Consider the following 16,696-nt stretch of genomic DNA (forward strand, 5'->3'; position numbering starts at 1 on the left):
TCGAAGGTAACCGGAGGGACCGACAGAAGCGCTCAGACGGTGGCGAGTTCCCGCCCGCGGGTGGTCGGGCGGGGCGCCGTGTCGTAGCGGTGGAGGACGAGGCGGGCGAGGGCGGGGTGGGCACCGAGGGGGTCGGAGGCGATCCAGGGGGCGTGGGCGGCGGCCCGGGTGGCGAAGAGGCCGGGGGCGGTGAAGCAGGAGGCGACGGCGATCCGGTGGCGGCCGCGGGCGGTGAGGACGCGGACGGCCTCGGGGACGGTGGGCGCGGCGGCGGAGGCGTAGGCGGGGAGGACGGGGACGCCGCCGAGCCGCTCGCCGAGCAGGGCCGCGATCCGGCGGGTCTCGGCGCCGGACCGGGGGTCGCGGGAGCCGGCGGAGGCGAGGACGATCCCGGTGGCCGGGGAGTCGCCGTCCCCGGGGGGCCAGCCGGCCTGGGCGAGCCGGTCGGCGAGGGCCTCGACGAGCAGCGGGTGCGCGCCGAGGGGTGCGGCGAGGCGGGCCCGGAGGGCGGGTACGGCGGCGAGGGCGGCGGGCAGGTCGTGGGTGACGTGGTGCCCGGGGGCGAGGAGGAGGGGGACGAGAACGGCGTCCCGGCCCTCGGCGGCGAGCTCCGCGAGGGTGGCGTCGAGCAGCGGGGCGTTCAGTTCGATGTGGGCGAGCCGCACGTCGAGCCCGGGCCGCAGCTCGCGGACCCGGTCGAGGAGCCGGCTCAGCGTGGCGCGGGCCCTGGGGTCCCGGCTGCCGTGGCCGACGGCGACGAGGGTGGGGCGGCGGCGAGGGGTGTGCGGCTCCGTCATGGTGCGATCGTGGCGGCCGGACGTTGCCTCCCCGTTGCGCGGGGGTCACGGCTGCTTTCCGGGCCCGTACGGGGGTGTTTCGGCGGCCTCACGGGGCCGCGGCGGGCACTGTCAGCGGGCCGCGTGGGTGCCGGGCGGCCCGTGGTGAGGTGCCGTGCCGGGTCACGGGCGGCCGACGGCGGGGGCCCGGCGGCCGGCGGTGGGGGCCCGGGCGGCCGGCGGAGAAGGGCCGCACCTTCCCCTGCCCTCTTTTTTCATTCCGAATCACGGAATATCTTTTCCACCATGAGAATGTCCCCGCCCGCTCTCCCCCGGCGCGTCGCCGCCGAGTTCATCGGAACCGGCGCCCTCGTCGCCGTCATCGTCGGCTCCGGCATCCGCGCCGACTCCCTCAGCCAGGACATCGGGGTCCGGCTGCTCGCCAACGCCGCCGCGTCCGCCATCGGCCTCGGGCTGCTCATCGCCCTCATCGGGCCGCTGTCCGGCGCCCACTTCAACCCCGTCGTGACCCTCTCCGAATGGTGGTCCCGGCGCCACGAGGACGGCGGCGGCCGCGACGTCCTCGCCTACATCGGCGCCCAGCTCGCCGGAGCCGTCGCCGGAGCCCTGCTCGCCGAGGCGATGTTCGGCCGGGCCCCGGGCGCCTGGGCCACCGAGTCCCGAACGGCGCTCCACCTGCTGCTCGGCGAGGCCGTCGCCACCGCCGGGCTCGTCCTCGTCGTCCAGGGGCTGCGGCACATCGGCCGCCCCGCACTCGCCCCGGTCGCCGTCGCGGGCTACATCGGCGCGGCGATCTGGTTCACCTCCTCCGGCTCCTTCGCCAACCCGGCCGCCACCGTCGGCCGCGCCTTCTCCGACTCGTTCACCGGCATCGCCCCCGCCTCGGTGCCCGCCTTCGCCGCCGCCCAGCTCCTCGGGATGCTGCTCGGGATGGTCCTGGCCGGTGTGTTGTACGGAACACCCCGGACGGCCGGCGAACCGAACGCCCCCCGGGCGCGTCGGACGGGGTGACAGACCGACACCCCACGCCCCCGGAGGTTCCCGCATGCCGGCACGGCTCTCCCGGCTGGTCCCCCGCACGACCCGGGGCCGCCGCCGTACCGTCCAGGCCGTGATGCTGGGCGCGGTCCTCGCGCTCGCCCCCGTCACCTGGATGCACACCGCCGCCGCCGGGAAGCTCCGTACCACCGCCGACGTGCCCGCCCGGGACGTCGCCGTCGTCTTCGGCGCCGGGCTGTGGAACGGCCGCCCCACCCCGTACCTCGCGCACCGGCTCGACACCGCCGCCGAGCTGTACCGGAGCGGCAAGGTCAGGGTCCTCCTCGTCACCGGGGACAACAGCAGGACCGCGTACGACGAACCCAGCGCCATGCGCGCGTACCTCACCGCGCGCGGCGTGCCGGACACCCGGATCGTCAGCGACTACGCGGGTTTCGACACCTGGGACTCCTGCGTGCGGGCCCGGAAGGTCTTCGGCGTCGACCGGGCCGTGCTCGTCACCCAGGACTTCCACATCAAGCGGGCCGTCGCGCTCTGCGGGCGCGCCGGCGTCGACTCGTACGGCGTCGGCGTCCCCGAACCCCACGACCGCACCTGGTACTACGGCACCACCCGGGAGCTCTTCGCGGCCGGCAAGGCCGCCCTCGACGCCGGTCTGCGGCCCGACCCGCGCTTCCTCGGGCCGCGGGAGAAGGGCGTCGCCGAGGCCCTGGCCTCACCTCCGCGGCCGGCGGCGGCGGAGGGCATGGCACCGCGCCCGTAATCAGCGGTGCCGCCCCGCGTAACACGCCCGGCGCACCCTGGCGGCATGTCCGAGGTCACCGCCGTACCCACCCACTGCCCCTACTGCGCCCTGCAGTGCGGCATGTCGCTCCGCCCCACCGGCGCCCCGGAACTGCCCGCCGAGGTGGTCGACCGGACGGACTTCCCCGTCAACCGGGGCGCGCTGTGCGGCAAGGGCCGCACCGCCCCCGCCGTGCTCTCCTCCCGGGTCCGGCTCACCGGGCCCCTGGTCCGACGCCCTGACACCGGGGCCCTGGAACCGGCGTCCTGGGAGGAGGCCCTCGCCGCCGTCGCCGACGGGCTGCGCCGGACCCGCGCCGACCACGGTCCCGACGCCGTGGGGGTCTTCGGCGGCGGCGGTCTCACCAACGAGAAGGCGTACACGCTGGGGAAGTTCGCCCGGCTCGTCCTCGGCACCTCGCAGATCGACTACAACGGGCGCTTCTGCATGTCGTCGGCGGCGGCCGCGCACGGCAGGGCGTTCGGGCTCGACCGGGGGCTGCCCTTCCCCCTGGAGGACATCCCGAAGACCGGCTGCGTGATCCTCGTCGGCTCCAACCTCGCCGAGACCATGCCCCCCGCGCTGCGCTACCTCACCGAACTGAAGGAGAACGGCGGCAAGCTGATCGTCGTCGACCCGCGCCGCACCCGCACCGCCGAACACGCCGACCTCCACCTCGCGCCCCGCCCCGGCACCGACCTCGCGCTCGCCCTGGGCCTGCTGCACCTGGTCGTCGCCGAGGGCCGGGTGGACGAGGAGTTCGTCCGTGAGCGCACCACCGGCTGGGAGGCCGCGCGCGCCGGGGCGATGTCCCACTGGCCCGAGCAGGTCGAACGGATCACCGGCGTGCCGGTGCCGCTGCTCCGGGAGGCCGTCGCGCTGTTCGGCGACGCCGCCACCGGCATGGTGCTGACCGCGCGCGGCCCCGAGCAGCAGTCCAAGGGCACCGACACCGTCGGCGCCTGGATCAACCTCTGCCTGGCCACCGGCAAGGCGGGCCGGCCGCTCAGCGGCTACGGCTGCCTCACCGGCCAGGGCAACGGCCAGGGCGGCCGCGAGCACGGCCAGAAGGCCGACCAGCTGCCCGGCTACCGCAAGCTCGACGACCCGGCCGCCCGCGCGCACGTGGCCGGGGTCTGGGGGGTGCCCCCCGAGTCGCTGCCGGGGCCGGGGCGGAGCGCGTACGAGCTCCTCGACGCCCTCGGCGGCGACGTGAAGGCGCTGCTCCTCATGGGTTCCAACCCGGTGGTGTCCGCGCCGCGCGCCGCGCACGTCGAGGGCCGGCTGCGCTCGCTGGACTTCCTCGCCGTCGCGGACGTGGTGCTCTCGGAGACCGCGGCGCTCGCCGACGTCGTCCTGCCCGTCACCCAGTGGGCGGAGGAGACCGGCACCATGACCAACCTGGAGGGCCGGGTGCTGCTCCGCCGCCGCGCCCTCACCCCTCCGCCGGGGGTCCGCAGCGACCTGGAGGTGCTGCACGCGCTGGCCGGCCTGCTCGGCTGGGAGAAGGGTTTCTCCGCCGACCCGGAGGAGGTCTTCGAGGAGCTGCGGCGCGCCTCGGCCGGCGGGCCCGCCGACTACGCGGGCATCAGCTACCGGCGGATCGAGGAGGAGCAGGGCGTGTTCTGGCCCTGCCCGGAGACCGGTCCCGGCGAGCCCGAGCACGCGGGCACCCCCCGGCTCTTCCTCGACCGGTTCGCGACGCCCGACGGGCGGGCCCGGTTCGTTCCGGTGGTGCACCGGGCGGCGGCCGAGGAGACGGACGCCGAGTACCCCGTCGTCCTCACCACCGGCCGGGTCGTCTCCCAGTACCAGTCGGGCGCGCAGACCCGGCGGGTCGAGGAGCTGAACGCGGCGGCGCCCGGGCCCTTCGTGGAGCTCCACCCGCGGCTCGCCGAGCGGCTCGGGGTCGCCGAGGGCGAGGAGCTCGCGGTCGTGTCGCGGCGCGGGCGGGCCGTCGCCCCGGCCCGGATCACCGCGGCCATCCGGCCGGACACCGTCTTCATGCCGTTCCACTGGGCGGGCGAGGGACGGGCCAACACCCTGGTCAACCCTGCGCTCGACCCGATCTCCCGGATGCCCGAGTTCAAAGTGTGCGCGGTGCGCCTGGAGCCGCTCTCCACCGGGGGCGCCATCGGCGAGACACCCGCTACGGGCGGTCGAACCAGTCGCCGCTCTCGATGACCGGGCCGAGCGGTGCGTCCGGCGCCGCCAGGAAGACCCAGGCGGAGACCCGCGCCCCGTCCCGTACGCGTACGACGTCCATCGCCACCCGCTCGTACCCGACGGGCAGCTCAAGGCGGTCGAGCAGGCCGAACAGCTCGCCGTACGAGCCGTCCGCGGGGGTGAGCAGGGTGCCGACGACCCGGCCCTCCTCCGCCGGGACCACGTACGGATAGCCCGGCCCGTCCCGCAGCACGGCCCCGTGCAGCACGGCGTCCGCCTCGGCGCCGATCCGGCCGGCCAGGAACCGGTCGTGGTTGTACGCGCCCGGGCGCAGCGTCCCGTAGACGAAGAAGGGCCGCTCGTCGTGGGCGGGGGTCGCGACCGGTTCGGCCGCGGCGGTCTCCCGTTCGACCCAGCGGGCGTACTCCTCGCTGACGCGGGTCACCCGGGTGGCGAGGATCTCGGGCGTCTCGTAGTCGTGGGCGGCGAGGAGGTGCGCCTCCAGGGCCGGGTAGCGGGCCTCGGTGGTCTTGAACACCACCTCCCACTCCTCGGTGGTCTCGACCGCGCCCTGCCAGTGGTACACGGAGGTGACGGGCCCGGAGATCTGCGCGCAGGCCACGAGCCGGGCCTCGACGGCGCCGCGCGCCAGGGCGGCTGCCTTGGCGCGGGCGTCGGTGGTGGTGCGGACGGTGACGATCACGTCTCCACCGTACGGGCGAACTGGGCCGCGTGCAGCCGGGCGTACGCGCCCCCGGCGGCGAGGAGTTCCTCGTGGGTGCCCTGTTCGGCGATGGAGCCGCCGTCCATCACCAGGATGGTGTCGGCGTCCCGGATCGTGGAGAGCCGGTGGGCCACGACGAAGCTGGTGCGGCCCGCGCGGAGCGAGGACATCGCCCGCTGGACGAGGACCTCGGTGCGGGTGTCCACGGAGCTGGTGGCCTCGTCGAGGACGAGGATCACCGGGTCGGAGAGGAAGGCGCGGGCGAGGGTGATCAGCTGCTTCTCGCCGGCGCTGAGGCCGCCGCCGTCCTCGTCGAGGACGGTGTCGTACCCGGCGGGCAGGGTGCGGACGAAGCGGTCGGCGTGCGCGGCCCGGGCGGCCGCCACGATCCGCTCGCGCGAGACCTCGCCGGGCACGCCGTACGCGATGTTGTCGGCGATGGTGCCGCCGAACAGCCAGGTGTCCTGGAGGACCATGCCGATGCCGGAGCGCAGTTCCTCCCGGGTCATCGCGGCGGTGTCGACGCCGTCGAGGGTGATCCGGCCGCCGGTCACCTCGTGGAAGCGCATGAGCAGGTTGACCAGGGTCGTCTTGCCGGCGCCGGTGGGGCCGACGATGGCGACGGTCCGGCCCGGCTCGACGGTGAGCGACAGGTCCTCGATGAGCGGCTCGTCCGGCTCGTAGCGGAAGGAGACCTGTTCGAAGGCGACCCGGCCGGTGAGCCGTGCCGGGCGCCGCGGTTCGGCCGGTTCCGGGGACTCCTCCTCGGCGTCGAGGAGGTCGAAGACCCGCTCGGCGGAGGCCACTCCGGACTGGAGGAGGTTGGCCATCGCGGCGACCTGGGTGATCGGGCCGTTGAAGTCGTACGAGTACTGGATGAAGGCCTGCACGTCTCCGACGGACAGGGTGCCGCTCGCCACCCGCAGTCCTCCGACGACGGCGATGACGACGTAGTTGAGGTTGCCGACGAAGGTCAGCGCGGGCTGGATGAAGCCGGACACGAACTGGGCGCGGAAGCTCGCCCGGTACAGCTCCTCGCCCAGTTCGTCGAAGCGGCGCACGGCCTCCTCGCGGCGGCCGAAGACGACGACCTCGGTGTGCCCGGTGATCATCTCCTCGACGTGGCTGCCGAGCCGGCCGGTGACCGCCCACTGCTTCACGAACTGCGGCTGGGCGCGCCGCCCGACGAAGCCGGCGACGGCGATGGAGACGGGCACGGTGGCGAGGGCGACGAGGGCGAGCAGCGGGGAGACCCAGAACATCATCACGAGGACGCCGACCAGGGTCAGCAGGGCCCGGACCATCTGGCTGAAGGCCTGCTGGAGGGTCTGGACGATGTTGTCGATGTCGTTGGTGGTGCGGGAGAGGACCTCGCCGCGCGACTGCCGGTCGAGATAGGTGAGGGGCAGCCGGGCCAGCTTGTGCTGGGCCTCCTGGCGGAGTCGGTGGCCGGCCCGCTGGACGACGGTGGTGGCGATCCGCAGCTGGACCCAGGTGAGGAACGAGGACCCGGCGACGATCAGGAGGGAGAGGGCGAGCAGCCGTCCCACGGCGGGGAAGTCGACCCCGGTGGGGCCGGTGGCGCCGGTGACGACGAGGTCGGTGGCGCGGCCGAGGAGGAGTGGGCTGAGGACGGTGAGGGCGACGGCCGCGGCGCCGGCGGCGAGGACGCCGAGGAGGCGGGTGCGGTCGGGGGCGAGGGTGCGCAGGAGGCGGAGGCCGGAGGAGCGGAAGGAGAGGGAGCGTTCGACGCCGGGGGTGGTGAGGCCGGGGCCGCGCTGGGAGGCGGCGGGGCCGACGCGGGCCGGGGCGGTCCCCTGCCGGGGACGGGTCCCCGTGGCCGGCTCCTTCCCCGGGCCGCTCTCCGGGGCGGATTCCTTCCCGGTGCGGCTCTCCGTGGCCGTACTCATGCGGCTTCCTCCTCGGTGAGCTGGGAGAGGACGATCTCCCGGTAGGTGGCGCTGTCCCGCATCAGGGACGTGTGGGTGCCGGTGCCGACGCTGCGGCCCCGGTCGAGGACGACGATCCGGTCGGCCTGGCGGATGGTGGAGACCCGCTGGGCGACGATGACGACCGTCGCGTCCGCCGTCTCCTCCCGCAGGGCGGCGCGGAGCCGGGCGTCGGTCCCGGGGTCGAGGGCGGAGAAGGAGTCGTCGAAGAGGTAGAGGCGCGGGCGGGCGACGAGGACCCGGGCGATGGCGAGCCGCTGCCGCTGGCCGCCGGAGAAGTTGGTGCCGCCCTGGGAGACGGGCGCGCCGAGGCCGTGCTCCAGTTTCCGTACGAAGTCGGCGGCCTGGGCGACCTCCAGGGCGTGCCAGAGTTCCTCGTCGGTGGCGTCGGGCTTGCCGTACCGCAGGTTGGTGGCGACGGTCCCGGAGAAGAGGTAGGGCTTCTGGGGGACGAGTCCGACGGTCTTCGCCATCAGCCGCGGGTCGAGGTCCCGGACGTCGACGCCGTCGACGAGGACTTCGCCGCCGGTGGCGTCGAAGAGCCGCGGCACGAGACCGAGGAGGGTCGACTTGCCGCTGCCGGTCGAGCCGATGATCGCGGTCGTCTCGCCGGGCCGGGCGACGAGCCCGACGTCCTTGAGCACGGACTCCTCCGCGCCCGGGTACCGGAAGTCCGCGCTCCGCACCTCCAGATGCCCGCGGCTCTCCGGGGCCCGGACCGGGAAGACCGGCGGGACGACGGACGACCGGGTGTCGAGCACCTCGCGGACGCGCTCGGCGCCCGCCTGGGCCCGGGGCATGTGCATGAGGAGGAAGAGGACCATCATCACGGACATCGAGGTCTGCAGCAGATAGCCGAGGAAGGCGACGAGCCCGCCCGGCTGGAGGGCGCCCGAGTCGATCCGGTGGGCGCCGACGTAGACGAGGGCGACGGTGGTCAGCTGCCAGAGGACGAGCACCGTGGGGAACATCAGGGCCTGGAGCCGGCCGGCCCGCAGGCCGACGGAGAGGAGTTCGTCGTTGGCGGCGGCGAACCGCTGCCGCTCGTGCCGGTCGCGGACGAAGGCGCGGACCACCCGGACGCCGGTGATCTGCTCGCGCAGCACCCGGTTGGCCCGGTCGACGCGCTGCTGCATGCCCCGGAAGAGCGGCCGCATGCGCAGCACGACGGTGCCGACGGCCCCGGTCATCACGGGCACGAAGAGCAGCAGGACCAGGGCGAGCGGCACGTCCTGGCGCAGGGCCATGGCGATGCCGCCGACGCAGAGCAGCGGTGCGGCGACCAGCATGGTCAGGACGAGCACGGTGAACGCCTGGACCTGCTGGATGTCGTTGGTCGTCCGGGTGATGAGGGAGGCGGCGCCGAACCGGCCCCGCTCCTGGGCGGAGAACTCCTGCACCCGGCGGAAGACCTCGGAGCGCAGGTCACGGGCGACGCCCATGGCGATCTTCGCGCCGGTCCAGGTGGCGGCGGCCGCGGCCGCCGCCTGGAGCAGGGTGACGGCGGCCATCGTGGCGCCGCCGCTGAGGACGCGGCCGGTGTCGCCGCGCAGCACGCCCTGGTCGATGACGCCGGCGTTGAGGGCGGGCAGGGCGAGGGAGGCGAGGGTCTGGACGAGCTGGAGGGCGATGAGGAGGACGAGGAGGGGCCGGTACGGCCTGAGCCGGGGGCGTAAGAGACGGAGCAGCATGGTGACGTCCCCTCACGAACCGTAGGGGCGGACGGACTTGGCGTCCTTGAGGGCGCGCCCCCACCAGGCGAGCTGGTCGAGGAGGGCCTTGGCGGCGGTCTCGGCGGCGGAGGGGTCCTTGTGACGGCCGTCCTCGTCGAACAGCCCGTGGGCGTGGTGGAAGGAGACCGTCTCGCGGACGGTGACGGCGTGCATCTCGGCGTAGACCTGGCGGAGTTGCTCGACGGCTCGCAGGCCGCCGGAGATGCCGCCGTAGGAGACGAAGCCGACCGGCTTGGCCTGCCATTCGGTGTAGTGCCGGTCGATCAGGTTCTTGAGGGAGGCGGGGAAGGAGTGGTTGTACTCGGGGGTGACGACGACGAAGGCGTCGGCGGCCTCCAGGACCGGGGTGACCTTGGCGAGTTGGGCGCGGACGGCCGGGGACGGGTCGTAGGAGAGGGAGGTGGGGAGGTCGACCTCGGCGAGGTCGACGACGGTGGGGGTGAAGTCCTGGCGCTCGGCGAGCCGGGAGCGGAACCAGTCGGCGACGACGTGACCGAAGCGGCCTTCGCGGTCGCTGGCGACGACGAGGGCGAGGGTGAGGGGGGCGGGCGCGGCGGCGGGCGCGGCGGAGACGGTGGCCGTGGCGGCGTTCGTGATGTCCATGTCGATGATCGTGGTACCTCAAGTTTGGTTGAGGTCAAGCGCCGGCCCGGGGGACTTTCCCAAGGCCCCCTCCGCCGCCGTACGGTGAGTCCATGACGACCGCACCCCCGCACATCGAGATCGACGGCGACCCGGCGGCCGACCCGGCCCTGCTCGCCACCCTGATGAGCGGCTACGGCCACTTCACCGCCATGCAAGTGCGCGACGGGCGCGTGAAGGGCCTCGACCTGCACCTCGCCCGGCTCGACGGCGCCACCCGCGAACTCTTCGGCCAGGAGCTCCCCGGCCGGCGGGTCCGCGCCCTGATCGCCGGCGCCCTGAAGACCTCCGGGCAACGCGACGCCTCGGTACGGGTCTACGTGTACGAGGGCCCCCGCATCGCGGTGACCGTCGCCCCGCCGACGCCGGACGGCCCCGGCGCACCGCGGCGACTGACCACCGTCGAGTACTGGCGGCCCGCCGCGCACATCAAGCACCTGGGCGGCTTCGGCCAGAGCTACCACCTCGAAGCGGCCCGCCGCGCCGGCTACGACGAGGCCCTGCTCACCTCACCGTACGGCGAGATCGCCGAGGGCGCGATCACCAACATCGGCTTCTGGGACGGCAGTTCACTGGTCTGGCCGTCGGCGCCCTGCCTCGACGGCATCGCCATGCTCCTGCTGCGGTCCCGCCTGGAGTCGGTCAGCCGCCCGGTCACCCTCGCCGATCTGCCGGGCTACCGGGCGGCGTTCACCACCAACTCCCGCGGCATCTCCCCCGTGACGGCGATCGACGACGTGACGTTCGCGGTGGACGAGGAGCTCATGGGACGGGTGTACTCGGCGTACGACTCGGTGGAGTGGGACGCGCTGTAGAGGGGGCTCGAACCTGATGGTCGCGCGATACGTGGTCTCACCGCGCGGCGGCCGCCGCACCCACCCCGACATCACGTCGGCGCTCCGGGCCGCCGCCGCGCGGGGAAAGCCGGCACTGATCGAGATCGCGCCCGGCCGCTACGAGGAGGCGTTCACCGTCCGGGGCGAGGTGCGCCTCAGCGCGGCCGAGGGCCCCGGAACCGTCGTCGTCGAGCGGCCCGGGGGCGCCGTCCTCGACGCCTTCGGGACCGTCCACATCCAGGGTCTCACCCTGATCGGCGGCGAGGCGGACGTCGTCGGCTGCGGCTCGGGAAGCCTCACCCTGGAGCACACCCGGATCCAGGCGCGCCGGGGCGTCGCCGTCCACGCCCGGCCCGGCACCTCCGTCACCCTGCGGGACAGCGCGGTCCTGCACGGGCGGGTCCTGTTCGACGGCGGCCGGGGGCTCGTCGAGCGCTGCCGCCTCACCGACGCCGCCGACAACGCGATCGCCGCGATCAACGGCGCCCTCGTCACGGTCCGGGGCAGCCGGATCGAAGGCAGCCGCATCCACGGCGTGCGGGTCTGCGACGCCGGCGCCGAGGTCGTCGGCTGCGAGCTGACCGGCACCGGCAAGGCGGCCCTGATGGCCGACACCCGGGCCCGGCTCGCCGTGGCGGACTGCGCGATCACCGCCGTGCACGCGGAGGGGATCATGTTCATCGAGCAGTCCCGGGGCTCCGTCGACACCACCCGGGTCACCGACGCCCGGCACGGCATCGGCGCGGCGAGCGGCGCCGACCCGGTGGTCCGCGGCTGCGTCCTGACCGACTGCCACGACACCGGCATCAACGTCCAGACCGAGGCCCGCGGCACCTTCGAGGACTGCCGGATCGTGAACGCGGGCAACGTCGCGGTGTTCTCGACCAGGGGCGGCGCGCCCGAACTGCTCCGCTGCCGCGTCGAGCGCGGGAACGTCGGCATCGCCGTCACCGGGGGCGCCCGGGGCCGCTTCACCGAGGTCCAGGTCGAGGACCTCGCCAACAGCGCGCTGCGGGTCCTCGACGGGAGCGGGGCGGCCTTCGCGCGGGTACGGGTGGAGCGCTGCGCGGCCGGCCTGGAGGTCCGGGGCGACGGCGGCACCACCGCCGAGGTCTCCGGCGGCGTCTTCCGCGACGTCGCGCTGGCCGCCGTGGCCATCGGCGGCCAGTCCCGGGTCACCGTCGAGGACGTGACTGCGGAAGGCGGCGCGCTGGGCTTCGGCGTCACCGAGGAGGCCCGGCTGCGGGTCACCGACAGCACCGTCACCGCGGTGAGCGGCGGCGGCGCCGCGACCCTCGGCAGCGGGCAGTTCCTCGCCCGGAACCTCACCGTGACCGGCTCGGCGGCGCTCGGCCTGTACGGGACCGGTTCGGCCTATGTGGACGTCGCGCAGAGCACGTTCACGGACTGCGCGGCGGCCGGCGCGAGCTTCGAGGAGCAGGCCGGCGGGCAGCTCGTCGACTGCGCCGTGGACGGCACCACGGGGGTGGCGGTCATCGGCAACGGCCGGGTCGACCTGGTCGGGCTGCGGACCTCCCTCAAGGTCGTCCGGCACCCGGAGAAGCCGGCCGGGCCGCCGCCGCAGATCGTCAACATCTTCAACGGACCGGTCTTCAACGGGCCGGTCCGCGACATCCAGGTGGCCTGGGGCAACGAGAACGTCAGCCAGCACCAGCAGCGAACGGAAGGGGACGGTTCCCGCTCATGAACGACCGACCGGACGACAACGACGCACCGCGGGTGAACCACTACAGCGGGCCGGTGTTCAACGGCCCCGTGTCACAGGGCCAGTTCGCCTGGGACAACGAGAACGTCACCCAGAACCAGCAGAACAACAGCACGGTCGCGCCCGGGTACGAGGAGCTCGCCGAGCGGGTGAACACGCTCCTGCGCGAGCTCCCCCGGCAGGGCCTCGCCGACCGGGACCGGCAGGACGCCGAGGAGGCGGCCGGGGAGGTCCTCGCGGCGATCGGCCGGGACGCGCCGGTCGAGGAGAGCAGGGTGCGGCGGGCGCTCGCCACCCTCCGGGGCGTCCTCGCCCCGGTGGCGACCGGCGTCGCGGCCGGGGCGACGACCGGGGCGCAGGCCTGGGCGCTGGCGGCGATCGGCGGCCTGACCGGGATCGGGTAGTCACCCGTTCGGCACGGAGCGTCAGCTGACACCATGAAACCCGTGCTGACCTGCGTAAACGCAGAAAATCCAGGCGCCACACCGTATCGGACGGCCCAATCCTGATGCCTCATCAGGAGGCGGGGTGCGCGCGGCGGCTCTTATCTCGGTCACAGAAGGTCGTTCCGGGAAGTCCCTCCCGGGAGGACCGCCCCGCTCGACCGCTCGCGCGCCCCGGAGGCCCCCCTATGCGCACCACTGTCCGCCTGTTCACCGGTACCGCGCTGACGGTCGCCGCGTTCGGAGTCCTCGCCGTCCCCTCGGCCTTCGCCGGTGACAACGAATGGCTGGAGATCTTCCCCTCCGAGGCCTCCCCCGGCACCACGGTGACCGTCAACACCCTCGCCTGCGGCAAGCACGGCCACGGCGTCGGCGACGCGAACTCGCTCGGCGCGGGCGAGTTCCAGCTGAACCCGAGCACCCACAAGGAAGTCGTGGTCGGACAGTTCCACGTGCCGGAGCACGCCAAGGCCGGCACCTACGGCATCAGCGTGGCCTGCGACAACGGCAAAACGGCCCGGGGCGACCTGACCGTCAAGCACCGTCGTCCCAGCGGCCACGTCCAGACCGGTGTCGGCGGCAGTGTGGGCCCCGACACCGCCCAGGTCACGGCGGGCGCGGCGGTGCTGGCCGCAGCCGCCGTGGGCGGGGTCTGGCTCCTGCGCCGCCGGGCGAGCGGCGCGCAGGGCCACTGAGACCGTCCGCCCGTCCTGCCCCCGCCGCGCGCCCGAACACGGTCCGGCGGGGGCGGGGCCACACCCCCTAGGGAACCCAGGTGAGCAACAGGAGCAAGGGCTGGGGCATAGCCGTGGCCGCCTGCGTCGGGCTCTGGCTCGTCCAGAACGGCTCTGAGCAGGTCACCCCGCCCGTGCCGTCGGCCGCCCAGGCCTTCGCCGCCGGGCCGAGCGTGCACACCGACGCGGCCGCCGACCCGCTGCCGCCCTCGGCGCCGGTCCGGCTGCGCATCCCCGAGACCGATGTGGACACCCCGATGATGCGGCTCGGCCTGGCCCGGGACGGCTCGCTCGACGTACCGCCGGCCGGGAACCGGAACATGGCCGGCTGGTACAAGGACGGCACCCCGCCCGGCGCCAAGGGCACGGCGATCGTCGCGGGCCACGTCGACAACGCCGACGGGCCCGCCGTCTTCTACACGCTCGGCGCCCTGAAGAAGGGCCACCGGATCGAGGTGGACCGGCAGGACGGGCGGACCGCGGTGTTCACGGTCGACGCGGTCGAGGTCTACGCCAACAAGGACTTCCCGGACCGGAAGGTGTACGACGAGGCGGACCGGGCCGAGATCCGGGTGATCACCTGCGGCGGCGGCTTCTCGAAGAAGAACGGCTACCAGGGGAACGTGGTCGCGTACGGCCACCTCATCGGGGTGCGCTGACCCGCCCGGCAGCGCTCAGGCCCACTGGTCGAAGGCCAGCTTCGCGACCAGCGAGAGGACCACGACCAGCAGGACCCCGCGCACGAACTCGGCCCCCTTGCTCAGCGCCATCCGCGCGCCGACGGTCCCGCCGATCAGGTTGAAGACCGCCATGACGGCCGCGAGCTGCCAGTACACGCTGCCCTGGTAGGCGAACATCGCGAGCGCGCCCGCGTTGGTGCAGACGTTGACGATCTTGGCGGTGGCGGAGGCCGTCACCAGGTCGAGGTGGAGCACGGCGGTCAGCGCGAGGACCAGGAAGGTGCCGGTGCCGGGCCCGAACAGGCCGTCGTAGAAGCCGATCCCGCCGCCGACCACCACGATCGCGGTCACGATCCGGGCCCGGGTCAGCGGCGCCCGCTCCTCGCCCTCGGCCTTCGCGCCGAAGGACGGCCGCAGCACCACGAAGGCGGCCACCGCGAGCAGCACCACCATGATGACCGGGCGCAGGACGTCGCTGCTGATCCCGGCCGCGAAGAACGCGCCGCCCATCGAGCCCGTGAGGGCCGCGAGCCCGATCCGGACCGCCGTCCAGACCTGGACGGGCGCCTTGCGGACATAGGTGACGGCGGCCCCGGTGGTCCCCACGATCGCGACCGCCTTGTTGGTGCCGAGGATGTGCGCGGCGTGGACGTTCGGCAGCCCGAGCAGCAGGGCGGGCAGCAGGAGCAGCCCGCCTCCGCCGACCACGGCGTCGATCCAGCCCGCCACCAGCGCGGCGAGGCAGAGCAGGACAAGGGTGGTCAGCGATATCTCGGGCATGCCCGTGAGCGTAGGGAGGAGATCGTTGCCCCGTCCATCAATCCCTGGAGAGTTGAGCTACGTCTGAGCTTGCCGCGCCCGGGCCCCGGTCGGGGGCCGGTGGCGCGGCCGGGGTGACGGAGGCGGTGAGGAGGGTCGCGGTGAGCGCCCCGGCGCCGAGGAGCGCGGCGGCGAGCCGGCGCCGGGCCTGGTGGACGGTGGGGACGCGGGGAGCGCCGTGTCTAGGCATGGTCGAAGTCCTCGCTGTGGATGCGGGAGGCCGGTACGCCGGCCCGGATCAGGTTGGCGGTGGCGGCCCGGGCCATCCCGGGCGGGCCGCAGAGGTACACGTCGTGGGCGGCGAGGTCCGGCACCAGGTGGCGCAGGGCGCGCGGCGCGAGGGGGTCGAAGGAGTCGTCGGAGCGGCCGAGGAGGAAGTGGACGGCGGCCTGCCGTTCGCCGGCGATGGCCTCCAGTTCCCGGCGCAGCACGAGTCCGGCGGCGTCCGGGGCCCGGTAGAGCAGGGTCACGTCGCCGGGCCCGCCGGGGAGCGTCTCGAACAGGGCCCGCAGCGGGGTGATGCCGACGCCGCCCGCGAGCAGCAGGACCTTGCGGCGGGTGCGGCGGTGCGCGGTGAGCGCGCCGAACGGTCCGGAGGCCAGGACCCGGGTGCCGGGCCGGAGCCGCCGGATGCGGCGGGTGTGGTCGCCGAGGGCCTTGACGGTGATCCGCAGGGTGTCGTCGCGGACGGGCGCGGAGAGCGAGAAGGGCAGGGCCGTCGCCCAGAGCCCGCGCCGCAGGAAGCGCCAGCGGAAGAACTGGCCCGGTTCGGCGCGCAGTCGGGCCACTCCCCTGCCCCGGACCAGGACCGAGACGACCCCCGGGCCCTCGTCGCGGACCTCGGCGACCCGCAGCTCGTGCCGGAGGGCGGCGCGGACGGGGACGGCCAGCCGGTACCAGAGGAGGAGGACGGCGACCGTGGCGTGGGCCATCGACCACAGCCAGCGGGTGAGGAGACCGCCGGCGAGGTCGGGGCCGGCGAGCTGGTGGACGAAGCCGAGGGCGGCGGCGAGCAGCCCGCCGAGGTGGACGGCCCGCCAGGTCTCGTGCCGGACCCGGCTCCGTACGGCCCGGGCGGAGGTGACGCCGACGGCGACGAACAGGGCGGTGCCCGCGGTGGCGGCGGCGATCGCCCCGTAGGCGAGGAGGTCACCGGTGGCGGTGACCAGGTCGGTACGGGTGTGCACCGCGTATCCGCAGAGCGCGAGGAGGGCGTGGGCGCCGATCAGGCCGAGCACGTACCGGCCGCCGAGGGCGTGCCAGCGGGCCAGCCGGTCGGCGCCCACGCCGTGCTCGACGGCGGGGACCCTGGCCATGAGCAGCAGCAGGACGAGGACGCCGTACCCGGCGAGGAGTCCGGTGAGATGGGCGCCGGAGGCGAAGAAGGCGTCGAGCCGGGCGGAGGGGCGGGCCTGCACGCCCCAGAGCAGGGCGACGGCCCCGGCACCGGCGAGGATCGCGGTCCGCAGCCGGTCGGGGGCGAGCCGCAGGGCGGGAACGGGTGCGGCGAGGACCGGTTCGGGGGCCGCCTCGGGGGCGGCTTCGGCGCGCAGGGGTACGTAGAGAGGGTGGCTGGCCTCGGTGGTCACAGCGGCACCCTAGGTCCGCCCGTATACGGGAAACCCCTGCTCAGCCCGGTCTCCCCGATCCTTAAGGCCGGCTTG

Annotated in this window: 16 protein-coding genes; 8 read left to right on the forward strand and 8 right to left on the reverse strand. The window is 74.5% G+C overall.

Annotated elements, in window-relative coordinates:
- Positions 1 to 32 precede the first annotated feature (32 nt).
- Positions 33 to 797 (reverse strand): sirohydrochlorin chelatase, encoded by a 765-nt coding sequence (locus DEJ43_RS11205; RefSeq protein WP_015033463.1) that lies wholly within the window; start codon positions 795 to 797, stop codon positions 33 to 35.
- 285 nt (positions 798 to 1,082) lie between these two features.
- Here DEJ43_RS11205 and DEJ43_RS11210 point away from each other — a divergent pair, with 285 nt between their 5' ends.
- The 3 genes from DEJ43_RS11210 to DEJ43_RS11220 are packed head-to-tail and all read left to right on the forward strand — an operon-like array spanning position 1,083 to position 4,764.
- Positions 1,083 to 1,808 (forward strand): aquaporin, encoded by a 726-nt coding sequence (locus tag DEJ43_RS11210; RefSeq protein ID WP_015033464.1) that lies wholly within the window; start codon positions 1,083 to 1,085, stop codon positions 1,806 to 1,808.
- Between the two features lie 34 nt (positions 1,809 to 1,842).
- Positions 1,843 to 2,559 carry a SanA/YdcF family protein gene (locus tag DEJ43_RS11215; RefSeq protein ID WP_015033465.1) on the forward strand — a complete coding sequence of 239 codons (717 nt, stop codon included), beginning with the start codon at positions 1,843 to 1,845 and terminating at the stop codon, positions 2,557 to 2,559.
- A gap of 45 nt (positions 2,560 to 2,604) precedes the next feature.
- On the forward strand, positions 2,605 to 4,764 hold the full coding sequence (locus DEJ43_RS11220; protein WP_041662360.1) for a molybdopterin oxidoreductase family protein: 2,160 nt from the start codon (positions 2,605 to 2,607) through the stop codon (positions 4,762 to 4,764).
- Here DEJ43_RS11220 and cutA read toward each other — a convergent pair.
- Genes cutA through DEJ43_RS11240 form a run of 4 tightly spaced genes read right to left on the reverse strand, consistent with a single transcriptional unit; the run spans position 4,730 to position 9,755 of the window.
- A complete protein-coding gene (gene cutA, locus DEJ43_RS11225; protein WP_015033467.1) occupies positions 4,730 to 5,449 on the reverse strand; it encodes a divalent cation tolerance protein CutA in 720 nt (239 codons plus the stop codon). The two genes, DEJ43_RS11220 and cutA, sit on opposite strands and share 35 nt — an antisense overlap.
- Positions 5,446 to 7,380, reverse strand: a complete 1,935-nt coding sequence (locus DEJ43_RS11230; protein ID WP_015033468.1) for an ABC transporter ATP-binding protein — start codon at positions 7,378 to 7,380, stop codon at positions 5,446 to 5,448. Before DEJ43_RS11230 ends, cutA begins: the two co-directional genes overlap by 4 nt.
- The gene (locus tag DEJ43_RS11235) at positions 7,377 to 9,110 is read right to left on the reverse strand and encodes an ABC transporter ATP-binding protein (protein WP_015033469.1); all 1,734 of its coding nucleotides are present in this window, start codon (positions 9,108 to 9,110) and stop codon (positions 7,377 to 7,379) included. The genes DEJ43_RS11230 and DEJ43_RS11235 overlap by 4 nt, the downstream gene beginning before the upstream one ends.
- 12 nt (positions 9,111 to 9,122) lie before the next feature.
- A complete protein-coding gene (locus DEJ43_RS11240; RefSeq protein WP_015033470.1) occupies positions 9,123 to 9,755 on the reverse strand; it encodes an NADPH-dependent FMN reductase in 633 nt (210 codons plus the stop codon).
- A gap of 92 nt (positions 9,756 to 9,847) precedes the next feature.
- On the opposite strand from DEJ43_RS11240, the gene DEJ43_RS11245 reads away from it, so the two are divergent.
- From DEJ43_RS11245 to DEJ43_RS11265, 5 genes are all read left to right on the forward strand, one after another.
- A complete protein-coding gene (locus DEJ43_RS11245) occupies positions 9,848 to 10,609 on the forward strand; it encodes an aminotransferase class IV (RefSeq protein WP_015033471.1) in 762 nt (253 codons plus the stop codon).
- Positions 10,610 to 10,625: 16 nt separating this feature from the next.
- The gene (locus DEJ43_RS11250; RefSeq protein ID WP_015033472.1) at positions 10,626 to 12,338 is read left to right on the forward strand and encodes a right-handed parallel beta-helix repeat-containing protein; all 1,713 of its coding nucleotides are present in this window, start codon (positions 10,626 to 10,628) and stop codon (positions 12,336 to 12,338) included.
- Positions 12,335 to 12,760: a hypothetical protein gene (locus DEJ43_RS11255; RefSeq protein WP_015033473.1), complete on the forward strand. Its 426-nt coding sequence runs from the start codon at positions 12,335 to 12,337 to the stop codon at positions 12,758 to 12,760. Before DEJ43_RS11250 ends, DEJ43_RS11255 begins: the two co-directional genes overlap by 4 nt.
- A gap of 227 nt (positions 12,761 to 12,987) precedes the next feature.
- Positions 12,988 to 13,494, forward strand: a complete 507-nt coding sequence (locus tag DEJ43_RS11260; RefSeq protein ID WP_015033474.1) for a hypothetical protein — start codon at positions 12,988 to 12,990, stop codon at positions 13,492 to 13,494.
- An 80-nt stretch (positions 13,495 to 13,574) separates the two neighbouring features.
- Positions 13,575 to 14,192, forward strand: coding sequence for a class F sortase (locus DEJ43_RS11265; RefSeq protein WP_015033475.1), 618 nt, complete (start codon positions 13,575 to 13,577; stop codon positions 14,190 to 14,192).
- Between the two features lie 15 nt (positions 14,193 to 14,207).
- On the opposite strand, the gene DEJ43_RS11270 is transcribed toward DEJ43_RS11265, so the two are convergent.
- Genes DEJ43_RS11270 through DEJ43_RS11280 form a run of 3 tightly spaced genes read right to left on the reverse strand, consistent with a single transcriptional unit; the run spans position 14,208 to position 16,522 of the window.
- Positions 14,208 to 14,993 carry a sulfite exporter TauE/SafE family protein gene (locus tag DEJ43_RS11270; RefSeq protein ID WP_015033476.1) on the reverse strand — a complete coding sequence of 262 codons (786 nt, stop codon included), beginning with the start codon at positions 14,991 to 14,993 and terminating at the stop codon, positions 14,208 to 14,210.
- 37 nt (positions 14,994 to 15,030) lie between these two features.
- A complete protein-coding gene (locus DEJ43_RS11275) occupies positions 15,031 to 15,222 on the reverse strand; it encodes a hypothetical protein (RefSeq protein WP_145953701.1) in 192 nt (63 codons plus the stop codon).
- The gene (locus DEJ43_RS11280) at positions 15,215 to 16,522 is read right to left on the reverse strand and encodes a ferredoxin reductase family protein (RefSeq protein ID WP_071892430.1); all 1,308 of its coding nucleotides are present in this window, start codon (positions 16,520 to 16,522) and stop codon (positions 15,215 to 15,217) included. Before DEJ43_RS11280 ends, DEJ43_RS11275 begins: the two co-directional genes overlap by 8 nt.
- Positions 16,523 to 16,696 lie beyond the last annotated feature (174 nt).

Origin of the sequence: Streptomyces venezuelae ATCC 10712 (assembly GCF_008639165.1) — a bacterium.
In the GTDB taxonomy this organism is placed as follows: Bacteria; Actinomycetota; Actinomycetes; order Streptomycetales; family Streptomycetaceae; genus Streptomyces; species Streptomyces venezuelae.

Bases quoted from the DNA above. Each gene is read 5' to 3' on its own strand.
- DEJ43_RS11245 (WP_015033471.1), top strand. From the start codon at position 9,848: ATGACGACCGCACCCCCGCACATCGAGATCGACGGCGACCCGGCGGCC.
- DEJ43_RS11210 (WP_015033464.1), top strand. From the start codon at position 1,083: ATGAGAATGTCCCCGCCCGCTCTCCCCCGGCGCGTCGCCGCCGAGTTC.
- DEJ43_RS11215 (WP_015033465.1), top strand. From the start codon at position 1,843: ATGCCGGCACGGCTCTCCCGGCTGGTCCCCCGCACGACCCGGGGCCGC.
- DEJ43_RS11220 (WP_041662360.1), top strand. From the start codon at position 2,605: ATGTCCGAGGTCACCGCCGTACCCACCCACTGCCCCTACTGCGCCCTG.
- DEJ43_RS11235 (WP_015033469.1), bottom strand. From the start codon at position 9,110: ATGCTGCTCCGTCTCTTACGCCCCCGGCTCAGGCCGTACCGGCCCCTC.
- DEJ43_RS11230 (WP_015033468.1), bottom strand. From the start codon at position 7,380: ATGAGTACGGCCACGGAGAGCCGCACCGGGAAGGAATCCGCCCCGGAG.
- DEJ43_RS11275 (WP_145953701.1), bottom strand. From the start codon at position 15,222: ATGCCTAGACACGGCGCTCCCCGCGTCCCCACCGTCCACCAGGCCCGG.
- DEJ43_RS11255 (WP_015033473.1), top strand. From the start codon at position 12,335: ATGAACGACCGACCGGACGACAACGACGCACCGCGGGTGAACCACTAC.
- DEJ43_RS11270 (WP_015033476.1), bottom strand. From the start codon at position 14,993: ATGCCCGAGATATCGCTGACCACCCTTGTCCTGCTCTGCCTCGCCGCG.
- DEJ43_RS11205 (WP_015033463.1), bottom strand. From the start codon at position 797: ATGACGGAGCCGCACACCCCTCGCCGCCGCCCCACCCTCGTCGCCGTC.
- DEJ43_RS11250 (WP_015033472.1), top strand. From the start codon at position 10,626: ATGGTCGCGCGATACGTGGTCTCACCGCGCGGCGGCCGCCGCACCCAC.
- DEJ43_RS11260 (WP_015033474.1), top strand. From the start codon at position 12,988: ATGCGCACCACTGTCCGCCTGTTCACCGGTACCGCGCTGACGGTCGCC.
- DEJ43_RS11240 (WP_015033470.1), bottom strand. From the start codon at position 9,755: ATGGACATCACGAACGCCGCCACGGCCACCGTCTCCGCCGCGCCCGCC.